This is a genomic window from Brachybacterium sp. NBEC-018, assembly GCF_024860185.1.
Taxonomy (GTDB): Bacteria; Actinomycetota; Actinomycetes; order Actinomycetales; family Dermabacteraceae; genus Brachybacterium; species Brachybacterium rhamnosum.
On sequence record NZ_CP100650.1, the window covers coordinates 534,383 to 547,736 of the forward strand.

Consider the following 13,354-nt stretch of genomic DNA (forward strand, 5'->3'; position numbering starts at 1 on the left):
GAGAGGAAGGGTTTCGGCGATGCCACCTGAAATTGTGGACAACAGCGCGATGGGGAGCAACGACTGAGCGCCAACCTGCACAGACTCCCCTTGGCGTCGATGGTGGGACTCGCGTCGGTTATCCACCACACCGTCCACCAATGTGGATAACTGAGTGATGTGGAGGAAACACTCGAACGTCGCCCTGCTCAGTGCTCCCCGGCGTCGGAGCGCAGCGCGAAGGTGCCCTGGGCGCGACGGCGGCCCTGGACGGGGTGGTCGGGGACGATGCCCTCGAGGAAGCGGTAGGGCTCGCGGGTGTAGGCGGCGCGGAGGTCGCCCTCGGCGGAGGCGTCGCTGAGGTGGTGCCACCAGTCGGCGATGTCGCCCCAGCCGGGGGCGGCGAGGGAGCCGCCGAACTGCTGCACGGCGAGCGCCGAGCACAGGGCCGCGAACTTGAGGCGCTCGGCGAGGGGCCAGGCGGCGAGGGTGCCGAGCACCATCGCGGCGGCGAAGACGTCCCCCGCGCCGGTCGTGTCCGTCGCGGTGACGGGCACGGCGGGGCAGAAGGCCTCCTCGCCGGTGGAGCCGTCGATCGCGTAGGAGCCGGAGGCACCGTCGGTCACGACGGCGAGCGGCACGAGTTCGGCGAGGGCGCGCACGGCCCGGTCGGGGCTGTCGGTGCGGGTGTAGCTCATCGCCTCGAGGGCGTTCGGGGTGAAGGCGTGGCAGTGGGAGAGCGGGGCGAGGTCCGCAGGGTCCCAGCGGCCGCTCTCGTCGAAGCCGATGTCGGCGAAGATCCGCGAGCCGCGGCGGGCGAGATCCGCCCACCAGGTCGTCTCCCCCGCAAGGTCGACGACGGCGGCGCGCGCGGCGGGCGCGCCGATGACCAGGGAGGTCAGCGGCTCGGGGAGCTCGTGGCCGTGGGTGACCATGGCGCGGTCCCCGTCCGTCGCGACGGACGCGGTGAGCGGGGAGTGGAAGCCGGGGAAGCGGCGGGAGGCGCTGAGGTCGATGCCCTCCTCGCGGCCCAGGGTGTCCCACATCCAGTCCGCGTAGGCGTCGTCCCCGAAGCCCGCGACGAGGCCCGTGCGCAGGCCCAGGCGGGCGGCGGCGACGGCGAGGTTCGCGATCCCGCCGGGGCTCGAGCCCATGCCGCGGCTCCACAGCTCCTCGCCGGGGCGGGGCAGCCGCTCGAGGCCCGTGAAGACGATGTCGAAGAAGACAGTGCCGGAGAGCAGCACGTCCAGGGGCGGGTCGTCGCCCGTCCGGAGGGCGGCGAGCGGGTCCCAGTCGGCACCGAGCGGCAGGGGTGAGGGGCTGGTCATTTCACGGCTCCTTCGAGCATGCCTCGGATGACGTGACGCTGCAGGAGGAGGAACACGATCACCATCGGCAGGGCGACGATGACGGCTCCGGCGGAGAGCAGCGCGAGCTCCGCGGTGTACTGGCCCTGGAAGGTCGCGAGGCCCAGCGGGGCGGTGCGCAGGCGGCCGCCCGGCGCCATGACCAGGGCGATGAGGAACTCGTTCCAGGTCCACATGAACATCAGCACCACGAGGGTGACGACGGCGGGCACCGAGGAGGGCACGACGATCCTCAGCAGGGTGCGCAGCGGGCCCGCGCCGTCGAGCGCGGCGGCCTCGAGCAGGCTCGTGGAGACGGTGCGGAACTGGGCGCGCAGCCAGAAGGTGCCGAAGGCGACGGACTGCGCGATCTGCGGCAGCGCGATCGCCGCGTAGGTGTCCGTGAGACCCAGGGCGCGCAGGTCGAAGAACAGCGGGATGACGATCGCCTCGGAGGGGATCATCAGACCCAGCATGAACAGCAGGAACAGGACCGTCGAGCCGCGGAAGCGCATGGTCCCGAAGGCGTAGCCGGAGAGCACCGACAGCACGAGCGCGCTGGTCACCACGATCACGGCGACGACGATCGAGTTCCCGAGCGAACGGCCGAACCCGCCGACGCTCCACGCCTCGGCGAGGTTCTCGAGGTGGATGCCGGGGGCGGCGCCCGTCTGCGGCGAGAGGGCCGTGGTGACGATCGAGACGATGGGCGCGATCGCGATCAGGGAGAAGATGATCAGCACGGCGTAGTTCATGGTGCGCTCGGCGGCGGAGACCCTCATGCGTCGCCCCCGCCCTCGGTGCCGCGCTCACCGATGCGCGTGACCAGGAGGTTGATCGCGAAGACGAGGGCGGTGAGCACGATCGCGACGGCGCTCGCGGAGCCCACCTCACGCAGCTCGAAGGCCCGGTGGTAGACCTCGAAGCTCGGCACGGTGGTCGCGTGGCCGGGGCCGCCAGAGGTGGTCATGTAGACGAGGTCGAAGGTCTTCAGCGCCGCGATGATCGTCAGCACGAGGGCGACGACGATCTCGCCGCGCACCGCGGGCAGGGTGATCGCGCGGAACTCGCGCAGGGGGCCCGCGCCGTCGAGCCTCGCCGCCTCGTAGAGCTCCTGCGGGATGCGGCTCATGCCGGCGAGCAGCAGGAGCATGACCAGGCCCGTCTCGAGCCAGGTCCCGATGAGGCCGACGGCGGGCAGGGCCGCGCCCGGGTCACCGAGCCAGCCGCGGGCCAGGGAGTCGAGGCCCACGGCGCGCAGCGCCCGGTTCAGGGAGCCGTCCGGGGAGTAGATCTGCCGCCAGGCGACGGCGACGACGACGAGCGCGACGACCTGCGGCAGGAAGATCACGGTGCGGAAGAACCCCATGCCGCGCACCTGGCCGCGGCGCAGGATCGCGGCGAGCACGAGGCCGATGACGAGCGGCAGCAGGGCGTAGAAGACGATCAGCGCCAGGGCGTTGCCGATCGCGGAGCGGAAGGCGGGATCCCCGGCGAGCTCGGCGTAGTTGCGCAGGCCCACGAAGGTCGAGGGGCCGAAGCCGGGCCACTCGTACAGGGAGAACTGGGCCGCGCGGGCCAGCGGGTACAGCGAGAACGCGGCGAAGACGAGGAACGCCGGGAGCACGAACAGGTACGGCGTGACGCGGGAGCGCACGACCGCGGAGGGTGGGCGTCGGGCCATGCTGCGCTCAGCCCTCACCGGTGAAGGCGCCGTAGTCGGCCTGCAGGGTCTCGAGGGTGGTGGCGACGTCGGCCTGCCCGCCGATCAGCTCCTGCAGGGCGGCGCCCGCGGTGTCCGCGAAGGAGGGCGTCGCGTAGTCGAGATAGGGCAGCAGCACGCCGTCGGTGGAGACCGCGTCGAAGGCCTCGTAGATGTCCTTGTTGACGCCGGAGTCCGGGGCGAGCTCGGCGGTGCGGTTCACGGGCATGCCGCCGTTCTCCGCGATGAGCGCCATCGCCTCGTCCCCGGTGAGGTAGTCGATGAAGGCCGCGGCGGCGTCCTTGTTCTTCGCGGCGGCGGGGATCGCGAAGGGCAGGCCGGTGCCGCCGGTGGTCGCGACCTTGCCGTCCTTGCCGGCGGGCGGCGCCATGAAGCGGAGGTCCTCGCCCATGGTCTTCTCGAGGTCGGGGCCCAGCCAGGAGCCGCCGATGAGCATGACGCCGGTGCCCTTCGCGAAGTCCGCCCAGGCGGTGTCGTAGGCAAGGCCGTTGGGGGCGTCGCCGAGGTAGCCGGCCTCCGCCCACATGCGCAGCTGGTCCAGGGCGGCGTCGCTCGTGCCGTCGACCCAGGAGGCGCCGGGGTTGCCCATGCCGAGGGTGACGATCTCCTCCGCGGGGACGAAGTAGTGCTGGAGAGGGCCGAACACGTGCAGGGCGGGCCACTTCTCGAGGTTGCCGAGCACGAGCGGCTGCTCGCCGGCGGTGTGCGCGACGTCGGCGACGGTCATGACCTCGGGCCAGGTGCTCGGGGGCTTCATGCGGATCGCGTCGAGCTTCTTCTGCGAGTAGTAGATCCCGCACACCTCGCCGGTCTGCGGGAGGCCCCAGAGGGCGCCCTCGCCGAAGGTGACGGCGTCCTCCGAGTAGCGCATCTTGGCGAGCACGGACTCGGAGAAGCGCTCGGTCCAGCCGTAGGCCTCGGCATAGCCGCTGAGATCGGTGAGCTGGCCGGCCTTGACGAACTCGCCCATGTCGCCGCGGGCGTTGTTCACCTGGAGGACGTCCGGGACGTCGTCGCCGGAGAGCGCGAGGCCGGTCTGCTTCTGGAGGTCGTCGAAGGACTGCTTGACGCGGTCGATCGTGATGTTCGGGTAGGCCTTCTGGAAGCCGTCGACGAGGGCGGTGATCGCGGAGTCCTGGGCGCCGCGCACCTCCTGGTCCCACAGCCGCAGGGTCACCTCGCCGAGGGCGGCGGGGTCCGTCTCGACCTCGGAGGCGGCGGGGGCCGACGCGCCTCCGCCGTCGCCGCCGCTCTCGCTGCCGGGTGCGCAGGCGGCGAGGACGGCGAGGCCGCCGGCGCCGAGGAGGGTCCGTCGGGGAAGGGAGCGCATGGGGGTCCTCCTGGGGTGTGGCGTGGGCCACCATCGTGGCACGGCATGACCGTGGTTGCACGGATTTGCGCGCGCCTGCTCGAAGTTGAGTGCTCGATGCTAGCGTGGCGCCATGCTGAGCGAGGAGCGCCACGAGGCCGTCGTCGCCCTCGTGCGCCGCCAGGGCTCCGCGACGGTGACCCGCCTCGCCGCCGAGCTCGAGGTCTCCGAGGCCACGATCCGCCGCGACCTCGAGCTGCTCGCCGCCGCCGGCGCCGTGCGGCGCGTGCGCGGCGGGGCCTGCGACGTGCGCGGCAGCATCCGCCCCGAGGCCGATCCCCGCCCCTTCGCCGACGTCGCCGGCACGGCCTCCGCCGCCAAGCGCCGGGTCGCCGTGCGCGCCGCCGCCTGCATCCAGGACGGCGACGTCATCGCCCTGGACATCGGCACGACCGTCGCCGCGCTCTGCCCGCTGCTCGAGCACCGCTCCCTCACCGTCGTCACCGCCTCGCTCGCGGTCGTCAACGCCCTCGCCGACGCACCCGACGTCGACGTCGTCGTGCTCGGCGGGCTGCTGCGCCCCAATTACCGCTCCCTCGTGGGCACGCTCACCGAGTCCGCCCTGCGCCAGGTGCGCGTGGACCGCGCGTTCCTCGGCACGTCCGGCATCCGGGCCGACGGCACCGTGCTCGACTCGACGCCCAGCGAGGTGGGGATCAAGCGCGGCCTGCTCGGGATCTCGAGCCGCGCCTACCTGCTCGCCGACCACACGAAGCTGCCCGGGACGGGCTTCCTCGAGGTCGCGCCCCTGACCGCGTTCACCGCCCTGGTGACCGACCGCCCGCCCGCGACCGATGCGCTGGACCTCCCCGAGGACTCCGCGCTGGAGGTGCTGCTGCCATGAAGCTCACGATCCTGGGAGGGGGCGGCTTCCGCGTGCCCCTCGTCCACGAGGCCGTCGCGACCGGGGCCACCGGGCTCGTCGTCGACGAGGTCGCCCTGCACGACGTGGACCCGGCGCGGCTCGCGACGATCACCGCCGTCATCGAGGAGCAGGGCCGGCGCCTCGTGGCGGAGGGGCGTGCCGCGCGCCTGCCGCGGCTGAGTGCCACGACGGACCTCCGCGAGGCCGTGACCGGCGCGGACTTCGTGTTCTCCGCGATCCGCGTGGGCGGCGCGGAGGGCAGGATCGTCGACGAGAAGGTCGCGCTGGACCTGGGCCTGCTGGGCCAGGAGACCATCGGCCCCGGCGGCCTCGCCTACGCCCTGCGCACCCTGCCCGTCGCCCTCGAGGTCGCGCGCACGATCGCCGACGTCGCCCCCGAGGCGTGGACCATCACCTTCACGAACCCCGCCGGGATCGTCACCGAGGCCATGCGGGGTGTGCTCGGCGAGCGCGTGGTGGGCATCTGCGACACCCCCATCGGCCTCGTGCGGCGCGTGGGGCGGCTGCTCGGCGCGGACCTCGTCGCGGGCACCCCCGGGACGGGCATCGACTACGTGGGCCTGAACCACCTGGGCTGGCTGCGCTCGGTCACCGTCGACGGCACCGAGCGCCTGCCGGGCCTGCTCGCCGACGACGCCGCCCTCGAGGAGATCGAGGAGGCGCGGCTGATCGGCAAGGACTGGGTGCGGGCGGACGGCGCCCTCCCCAACGAGTACCTCTACTACTACCTGCACACCGATGCGGCGATCGCGCGGATCCGCTCCGCCGAGCAGACGCGCGGGGAGTTCCTCGCCGCCCAGCAGGGCCGCTTCTACGACGCGGCCGCGCCGGAGGCCTGCTGCTCCTCCCCGCTCGAGCTGTGGAGCTCGACCCTCCACGAGCGGGAGGCGACCTACATGGCCGAGTCCCGCGACGAGGAGCGGCGCGAGGAGGACGTCGCCGGCGGCGGCTACCAGGAGGTCGCGCTGCGGCTCATGACGGCGATCGCGACCGGCCGCGGCGAGCGCATGATCCTCGACGTCGGCAACCGCACGGCGAGCGGCGACCGGATCGTCCCCGAGCTGCCCGAGGACCTCGTGCTCGAGGTGCTCTGCGAGGTCGACGGCGCGGGCGTGCACCCGCTGCCCGTCGGCCCCGTGGAGCTGGGACGGCTGGGGCTCATGTCCTCCCTGCGCTCCGCGGAGCGGTCGATCCTCGAGGCGGCCCGCACCGGGTCCCGGGACGCCGCCTGGGAGGGCTTCTCCACGCATCCGCTCGTGAGCTCCCCGGAGCTCGGGGCGAAGCTGCTCGCCGGCTACGAGGCGGGGCACCCGCGGATCGCGGCGCTGCTCTCAGGCGAGCGGGAAGGCCACCGCGGCGACCGGCTCCGCTGAGTCCCCCGGGTCCAGGCGCACGCGGCCCTCACCGGGGACGACGGCCCGCTCGCGCAGCGCCGCGGAGACCTCCTCGTCGAGCTCCACGGGCCCCGCCGCGGGGTCCAGCAGCAGGGCGTGCAGGAGGCCGTCGCCGATCGTGAAGCGCACCCCGGTGGGCGGGACCCGCACCGCCTCGTGGAACCAGGGGCGGGTGCCGAAGACCGCCGCCCCGTGCACGTCGAGCCAGGCGCCGAGCTCCTCGAGGGGATGCGCCTGCAGGTCGGGGACCGAGCCGTCCGCCCGCGGGCCCACGTTGATCAGCAGGTTCCCGTTCTTCGAGACGACATCCACGAGCAGGCGGATCAGCGCGGGACCGTCGAGGGCGTGCTCGGGGGACTCCTCCGCGTTGTGCCCGAAGGACAGCCCCAGCCCGCGCGTCGCCTCGAAGACCTCGTCCTGGACCGCGTCGACGTGCTGGTACTCGCGGGTGAGCACGCCGTGCGCGGGCACGCCCCAGCGGTCGTCGACCACCGCGCCGGGGACGAGGTCCGCGTGGTCGCGCAGCAGCTGGACGAGGGAGTCGGGGCCCTCGCCCTTGCCGGCGTCCGGCCAGTCGATGTCGTTCCACAGCAGCTCGGGGCGGAACCGGGCGATCAGCTCGCGCAGCTGCCCCGCGGCGTAGGCCGCGAAGACGGGGTCGTCACGGCGCAGGGAGAAGAGCTCCTCGTCCGACGTGATCGGGGGCAGGTCGCTCACGTGCCAGTCGAGCGCGCCGGAGAAGTACAGACCCAGCCGCAGCCCCTCCGCACGGGCGGCCCGGGCGAAGGCGTCGACGAGGTCGAGGCCCGGCCCGCGACGCGCGGCGTTGAAGGGCGTGGTGCCGGTGTCCCAGAGGCAGAAGCCGTCGTGGTGCTTCGTGGTGGGGACGAGGTAGCGGGCGCCGGCGCGGCGGGCGAGGGCCGCGATCGCGGCGGGGGCGGCGGGGTCCGGGTGCCAGTCCTCGGCGAAGTCCTCGTAGGTGTGGCCGGGACCGTAGGTCTCGAGGTGCCGTGCGCGGGTGGGGCTGCCCTCGATGCGCACCGTGTTCGCGTACCACTCGGCGTACTGATGGCGGGCGTAGGCGTTCTCGGCGGTGACGTCGTCGCGATCCAGCACGTCCGCCCAGGCGGGGACCGAGTACAGGCCCCAATGGACGAAGACGCCGAGCTTCGCGTCGCGGTACCAGTCGGGAACGGTGAGGTCGGGGTAGGCGCTCGCGGGGGCGGCACCGGCGGGGCCGTGGCGATGCTCGAAGCTGATCATGGGAGGTCCCGTCGTGTCGGGGGTCGTCGTCGACGGGTCCAGTCTGCACACTGGACGTTAAGCGCTTCACCCCTGCGGCGCCTTCGTGACCGGACCGTAGCCGGGGGACATCCACCGCTCTGCGAGGCACCATGACCAGCACCCCCGCCCCTCTCCCCCGCATCGCGATCGCCGGGATCGCGATCGAGTCCTCGACCTTCACCCCGTACCGCTCCGGGGAGGCGGACTTCGAGGTGCGCCGGGGCACGGCCGAGATCCTCGACCGCTACCCCTTCACCCCGCCCGAGGCCGAGTACGTGGGCGTGCTCCACGCGCGCGCCCTGCCCGGCGGGCAGCTCGAGGCGGAGGTCTACGCGCGGTGGAAGCAGGAGATCTGCGAGGGCCTCGCCGCCGCCGGCCCGCTCGACGGCGTCTTCTTCGACGTGCACGGCGCCATGAGCGTCGTGGGCCTCGACGACGCCGAGGGGGACCTCGTCACGGCGATCCGCGCGGTGATCGGCGAGGAGGTCGTCGTCGGCACCGCCATGGACCTCCACGGCAACGTCTCCCCCACCCTGTTCGAGCACTGCGACCTGCTCACCTGCTACCGCCACGCCCCGCACATCGACGCCTGGGAGACCCGCGAGCGCGGCCTCGCGGACCTCGTCGCGGCGGCCGCCCGGGTGCGGGACGGCGGGCCGCGCCCCCACCGCTCGCTCGTGCACGTGCCGATCCTGCTGCCCGGGGAGAAGACCTCCACCCGCATCGAGCCCGCCCGCTCGCTCTACGCCCGGATCCCCGCGATCACGCAGCGCCCCGGCGTCACCGACGTCTCCTGCTGGATCGGCTTCGCCTGGGCGGACCAGCCCCGCTGCCAGGCCGCGATCGTCGCCCACGGCGAGGACCCGGAGGCGGTGGACGCCGCCGCCCTCGAGCTCGCGACGGCCCTGTGGGAGGTGCGGCACGACTTCGTCTTCGTCGCGCCCACGGGCAGCTTCGAGGACTGCCTCGACGAGGCGATCGCCTCGTCGGCCCGGCCCTTCTGGATCTCCGACTCCGGGGACAACCCCGGCGCGGGCGGCGCCGACGACACGACGTTCTGCCTCGCCCGCCTCGCCGCGCGCGAGGAGATCCGCTCCGGGGAGGTCAGCGCGCTGCTCGTCTCCCTCGTGGACCCGGAGACCACCGCCGCCGCCCACGAGTCCAGCCCCGGCGGCCGGTTCGAGGCGCAGGTGGGCGGGCGGATCGACGCCCGCGAGCCGGGCCCCGTGCCGCTCGCGCTGCAGGTCGAGGCGCTCGACGAGGCCCCCGGGACGGGGCGCTCCGCCGCGCTGCGCGTGCTCGAGGACGGCCGGCCGACGGGCCTCACGGTCGTCGTCACCGCCCGCCGCTCGCAGTGGGCCACCCGCGGCATGTACGAGCGCCTGGGACTCTCGATGACCGGGCCCGACGTGGTCGTCGTGAAGATGGGCTACCTCGAGCCGGACCAGTACGAGGCCGCCGCGGACTGGCGCCTCGCCCTCACCCCGGGCGGCGTGGACCAGGACCTGCTGCGCCTGGGCCACTCCCGGATCGCGCGGCCCATGATCCCCTTCGACCCGGAGATCCCCGCGCCGACGGCGGAGGGGATGCTCCGGGGCCGGCGCTGAGCGGCGGCTACTTCGCCTCGGGATCGGGCTGGTGGATGCCGAGCACGTTGTTCTCGGTGTCGTGGAAGTAGCCCTGCCAGGCCATGCCGGGGAGGGCGTACTTGGGCAGCGCCTCGGTGCCGCCGGCCTCGAGGATCCTCGCGGCGGTCGCGTCGTAGTCGGCGACGCCCATCGTGAGGGTCGCGCCCATGACGGGACCGCCCACCTCGGGGTTCGTGCCGCCGGGCCGGCCCAGGATCGCGCCGTCGATGCCCGGGCCCTCCCCGGTGCTCACGCCGAAGTAGGGCATGCCCGCGTACTCGGACCAGTCCTGGGCGGTCCAGCCGAAGACGGCCGTGTAGAAGGCGACGGCCCGCTGCGGGTCCGCGGCCTGGATCTCGAAGTGGACGGGACGACCGCCCCCGGTGGTGCTGCTCTCGCTCATCGCACTGCCCTTCCGTGCTCGGCCCCGGCGGGCGCCGGGTGCTCGGCCTCAGAGTAGGGCCGCGAGCCCACGGGCGAGGGCGAGCAGGGCCCCGGCCGTCGCCGCGACGAGCACGGCGCGCATCGCGCGCACCGGGTCGATCCGCGGGGCCAGCAGGTGCCCGCCCACGAGGCCCGCCACCAGGGCGAGCAGCAGCAGCGCCCAGCCGGCGGGCGGCAGCGCGGGGACGGTGCGCCGGGCGAGGAGGGAGACGAGGGAGAGCACGAGGAAGACGAGCTGGGCGGTCGCCGCGAAGCCGCGCTGGGACCAGCCGGTCGCCCGGGCGTAGACCACGACGCCCGGGCCCGCGACCCCCGCGGTGACGCTCATGAACCCCGCGGCGAGACCGCCCACCGCGGCGAGGGGGCGGGACGGCGGGAGGGTGCGCCCGCGCAGCAGCATCGTCGCCCCGAGCCCCGCGAGCACGACGGCGGCGACCGCGATCGTGAGCGGTGCCGCGGGGAGCAGCGCGACGGCGATCGCGCCGGGGAGGATGCCGAGCACCCCCATCGGGACGAGCACGGCCGCACGGGAGGTGTCGAGGTCGTGACGGGTCTGCGCGAGGCTCACGGCGGCCGCGAGCGCCCCGCAGACGTTCGCGACGGCGATCCCGCTCGCGGGCCCCAGCAGCAGGGTGAGGAAGGGCGCGGCGAGCAGGGCGAAGCCCATGCCGGTCGCGCGCTGGGCGAGCGCGCCCACGAGGGTCGCGAGCGCCGCGCCCGCGAGCAGCGGCAGGCCGAGCTCCGTCACCGGGAGGCGATGAGGGTCTGCTCCTGCGCGCCGAGGCCGTCGATGCCGACCTCGACCGTGTCGCCCTCGCGCAGGTAGGGGAAGCGGCCGGAGAGGGCGACGCCCTGCGGGGTGCCGGTGTTGATGAGGTCCCCCGGCTCGAGCACCATGTACTGGCTGAGGTGGTGGACGATCCGGGCGACGGTGAAGATCATGTCCGCGGTCGAGGAGTCCTGGCGGGGCTCGCCGTTCACGCGGGACCACAGGCGCAGGGCCTGCGGGTCCACCTCGTCGGCGGGGACGAGGGCCGGGCCCAGGGGGTTGAAGCCGCGGGAGCTCTTGCCCTTGGACCACTGGCCGCCGGACTGCGCGATCTGGAAGTCCCGCTCGGAGACGTCGTGGCTGGTCACGTAGCCGGCGATGACCGCCAGCGCGGCCTGCTCGTCCTCGAGGTAGGCGGCCTGCTCGCCGATGACGACGCCGAGCTCGACCTCCCAGTCCACCTTCTCCGCGCCGCGCGGGATCTCGACCTCGTCGTGGGGACCGACGACGGTGTTCGGGTGCTTGAGGAAGAGGATCGGCGTGGCGGGCAGGGCGGCGCCGGACTCCGCGGCGTGCGCGGCGTAGTTCTGGCCGATGCACAGCACCGCCTGCGGGCGGGCGATCGGGGCGCCGACGCGCTCGGCGTCGGCGTCCTCCCACACGGGCAGCTCGCCCGCGGCGAGCAGCTCCCGCACGCGGTCGATGCCGCCGGCGGCGAGGAAGTCGCCGTCCACGTCCCCGGTGATCGAGTCGAGGCGGTAGGTGATGCCGTCCTGGACGGCGGCGGGCCGCTCCTGGCCGACGGGACCGAGACGACGTAGCTCCACGGGTGCTCTCCTGCGGGACGGGGTGACGGGACCGGTGCATCCTCTCAGCCGCGGGGCGCCAGGGCCAGCCCCGTCCACCGCAGACCTCCGATGTCTTGCCGGGAAGTCCTGGTCCGATGCGACGTCGTGCCCCTAGGATCACCGGAGGCATCCGATCTCAGGAGGAGCACGCATGACCACCACCGCACCGGAGTTCGCCGGCATCCGCGCGATCGTCACCGGCGGGGCCTCCGGGATCGGCGCCGCGACCGCCCGCGAGCTCCTCGCCCGCGGCGCCGCCGTCGCCGTCCTCGACCTCGCGCCCGACGGCGCGCCCGAGGGGACGGTCCCGATCGCCTGCGACGTCTCCTCGACCCCGGGCGTCGCGGCGGCCGTCGCCGAGGCCGCCGCCCGGCTCGGCGGGATCGACGTCGTCATCAACAACGCCGGGATCGGCGCCCAGGGCCAGGTCGACGCGAACGACGACGCCGAATGGGCGCGCGCCCTCGACGTCAACGTCACCTCCGTGGCCCGCGTGACCACCGCCGCCCTCCCTCACCTGCGGGAGAGCCCGAGCGCCGCCGTCGTCAACACCTCCTCGATCGCCGCGCAGGTGGGCCTGCCCGAGCGCGCCCTCTACTCCGCGACCAAGGGCGCCGTCGCCGCGCTGACCCTCGCCATGGCGGCGGACTGGGTGCACGAGGGGATCCGGGTGAACGCCGTCGTGCCCGGCACCGCGAACACCCCGTGGATCGCGCGGCTGCTCGCGAAGGCCGAGGACCCGGACGCCGAGCGCGCCGCCCTCGAGGCGCGCCAGCCCCACGGCCGGCTCGTCGAGCCCGAGGAGGTCGCCGAGGCGCACTGCTACCTCGCCTCCCCGCGCAACCGCTCCACGACCGGTCAGCTGCTCGCGATCGACGGCGGCATGATCACCCTGCGCACGCGGCGCTGATCAGGAGTCGACGAGCGTCACCGAGAAGGAGTAGCGGCTCGCGCGGTACACGTGGAAGCCGTACTCGACGACGCTGCCGTCGTTCGCGAAGGACTTCCGCTCCATCGTCAGCAGGGCCGCGCCGATCTCCTCGTCGAGCAGCTCCGCATGCTCCTCGTCCGCCACGGTCGCGCCGATCCGCTCCTGCGCGAGCACCGAGACGATGCCCCGCTCACGCAGGCACGCGTACAGGCCGTTCGCGGCGAGCTCCGCGCGCGAGGGGGCGATCCGCTCGGGGACCACGTTGCGCATGACCGCGAGCGGCTCGTCGTCCGCGTAGCGCACGCGCAGGAGGTCGAGCACCTGGTCGCCCGGGGAGAGCTGGAGCCGGTCCACGGCCTCCGGGGAGGGGCGGCCCACGCGGTACTCGACGATCTCCGTGCGCGGGGACTTCCCCGCCGTGCGCAGGTCGTCGTAGAGGGAGGTCAGCGCCACCTGCCGGCTCACGGGGGCCTGCACCACCTGGGTGCCCACGCCGCGCTTGCGCACGAGCATGCCCTTGTCCACGAGGTCCTGGATGCCCTGGCGCACCGTGGGCCGGGACAGGCCCAGCCGCTTCGCGAGCGCGAGCTCGTTCTCGAGGCGGCTGCCCGGGGGCAGGGCACCCGAGCGCACGGCCTCCTCGATGGCACCCGCGAGCTGCAGGTAGAGCGGCGTCGAGGAGGACCGGTCGACCTGGACCTCCACGAGGGTCCCCTCGGGCGGGATCGTGGTCATCGCGGGCTCCTTCGTCGC

Annotated in this window: 13 protein-coding genes; 4 read left to right on the forward strand and 9 right to left on the reverse strand. The window is 74.0% G+C overall.

Features of this window, described 5'->3' with window-relative positions; translation table 11 throughout:
- Positions 1 to 188: 188 nt before the first annotated feature.
- From NLU66_RS02440 to NLU66_RS02455, 4 genes are read right to left on the reverse strand one after another with little or no spacing between them, the layout of a single operon-like run.
- The gene (locus NLU66_RS02440; protein WP_259361368.1) at positions 189 to 1,307 is read right to left on the reverse strand and encodes a carbohydrate kinase family protein; all 1,119 of its coding nucleotides are present in this window, start codon (positions 1,305 to 1,307) and stop codon (positions 189 to 191) included.
- The gene (locus NLU66_RS02445; RefSeq protein WP_259361369.1) at positions 1,304 to 2,107 is read right to left on the reverse strand and encodes a carbohydrate ABC transporter permease; all 804 of its coding nucleotides are present in this window, start codon (positions 2,105 to 2,107) and stop codon (positions 1,304 to 1,306) included. The genes NLU66_RS02440 and NLU66_RS02445 overlap by 4 nt, the downstream gene beginning before the upstream one ends.
- Positions 2,104 to 3,009, reverse strand: a complete 906-nt coding sequence (locus NLU66_RS02450; protein ID WP_259361370.1) for a carbohydrate ABC transporter permease — start codon at positions 3,007 to 3,009, stop codon at positions 2,104 to 2,106. The genes NLU66_RS02445 and NLU66_RS02450 overlap by 4 nt, the downstream gene beginning before the upstream one ends.
- Positions 3,010 to 3,016: 7 nt before the next feature.
- Positions 3,017 to 4,378, reverse strand: coding sequence for a sugar ABC transporter substrate-binding protein (locus NLU66_RS02455; protein ID WP_259361371.1), 1,362 nt, complete (start codon positions 4,376 to 4,378; stop codon positions 3,017 to 3,019).
- A gap of 112 nt (positions 4,379 to 4,490) precedes the next feature.
- Here NLU66_RS02455 and NLU66_RS02460 point away from each other — a divergent pair, with 112 nt between their 5' ends.
- Positions 4,491 to 5,261 (forward strand): DeoR/GlpR family DNA-binding transcription regulator, encoded by a 771-nt coding sequence (locus NLU66_RS02460; protein ID WP_259361372.1) that lies wholly within the window; start codon positions 4,491 to 4,493, stop codon positions 5,259 to 5,261.
- On the forward strand, positions 5,258 to 6,676 hold the full coding sequence (locus tag NLU66_RS02465) for a 6-phospho-beta-glucosidase (RefSeq protein ID WP_259361373.1): 1,419 nt from the start codon (positions 5,258 to 5,260) through the stop codon (positions 6,674 to 6,676). Before NLU66_RS02460 ends, NLU66_RS02465 begins: the two co-directional genes overlap by 4 nt.
- Here the strand turns inward: NLU66_RS02465 and NLU66_RS02470 are convergent.
- Positions 6,635 to 7,960, reverse strand: a complete 1,326-nt coding sequence (locus tag NLU66_RS02470; RefSeq protein WP_259361374.1) for an alpha-L-fucosidase — start codon at positions 7,958 to 7,960, stop codon at positions 6,635 to 6,637. The genes NLU66_RS02465 and NLU66_RS02470 overlap by 42 nt on opposite strands.
- Positions 7,961 to 8,091: 131 nt before the next feature.
- Here NLU66_RS02470 and NLU66_RS02475 point away from each other — a divergent pair, with 131 nt between their 5' ends.
- Positions 8,092 to 9,588 (forward strand): M81 family metallopeptidase, encoded by a 1,497-nt coding sequence (locus tag NLU66_RS02475; protein WP_259361375.1) that lies wholly within the window; start codon positions 8,092 to 8,094, stop codon positions 9,586 to 9,588.
- Positions 9,589 to 9,595: 7 nt separating this feature from the next.
- Here NLU66_RS02475 and NLU66_RS02480 read toward each other — a convergent pair whose 3' ends face one another.
- The 3 genes from NLU66_RS02480 to NLU66_RS02490 are packed head-to-tail and all read right to left on the reverse strand — an operon-like array spanning position 9,596 to position 11,649.
- The gene (locus NLU66_RS02480; protein ID WP_259361376.1) at positions 9,596 to 10,012 is read right to left on the reverse strand and encodes a VOC family protein; all 417 of its coding nucleotides are present in this window, start codon (positions 10,010 to 10,012) and stop codon (positions 9,596 to 9,598) included.
- A gap of 48 nt (positions 10,013 to 10,060) precedes the next feature.
- Complete coding sequence (locus tag NLU66_RS02485) at positions 10,061 to 10,801, reverse strand: TSUP family transporter (RefSeq protein ID WP_259361377.1); 741 nt, start codon at positions 10,799 to 10,801, stop codon at positions 10,061 to 10,063.
- Positions 10,798 to 11,649 carry a fumarylacetoacetate hydrolase family protein gene (locus tag NLU66_RS02490; RefSeq protein ID WP_259361378.1) on the reverse strand — a complete coding sequence of 284 codons (852 nt, stop codon included), beginning with the start codon at positions 11,647 to 11,649 and terminating at the stop codon, positions 10,798 to 10,800. Before NLU66_RS02490 ends, NLU66_RS02485 begins: the two co-directional genes overlap by 4 nt.
- Positions 11,650 to 11,821: 172 nt before the next feature.
- Between NLU66_RS02490 and NLU66_RS02495 the strand changes: the two genes are divergently transcribed.
- Positions 11,822 to 12,580, forward strand: a complete 759-nt coding sequence (locus NLU66_RS02495) for an SDR family NAD(P)-dependent oxidoreductase (protein WP_259361379.1) — start codon at positions 11,822 to 11,824, stop codon at positions 12,578 to 12,580.
- On the opposite strand, the gene NLU66_RS02500 is transcribed toward NLU66_RS02495, so the two are convergent.
- Entirely contained in the window at positions 12,581 to 13,336 is a 756-nt protein-coding gene (locus NLU66_RS02500) for a GntR family transcriptional regulator (RefSeq protein ID WP_137769311.1), read from the reverse strand.
- Positions 13,337 to 13,354 lie beyond the last annotated feature (18 nt).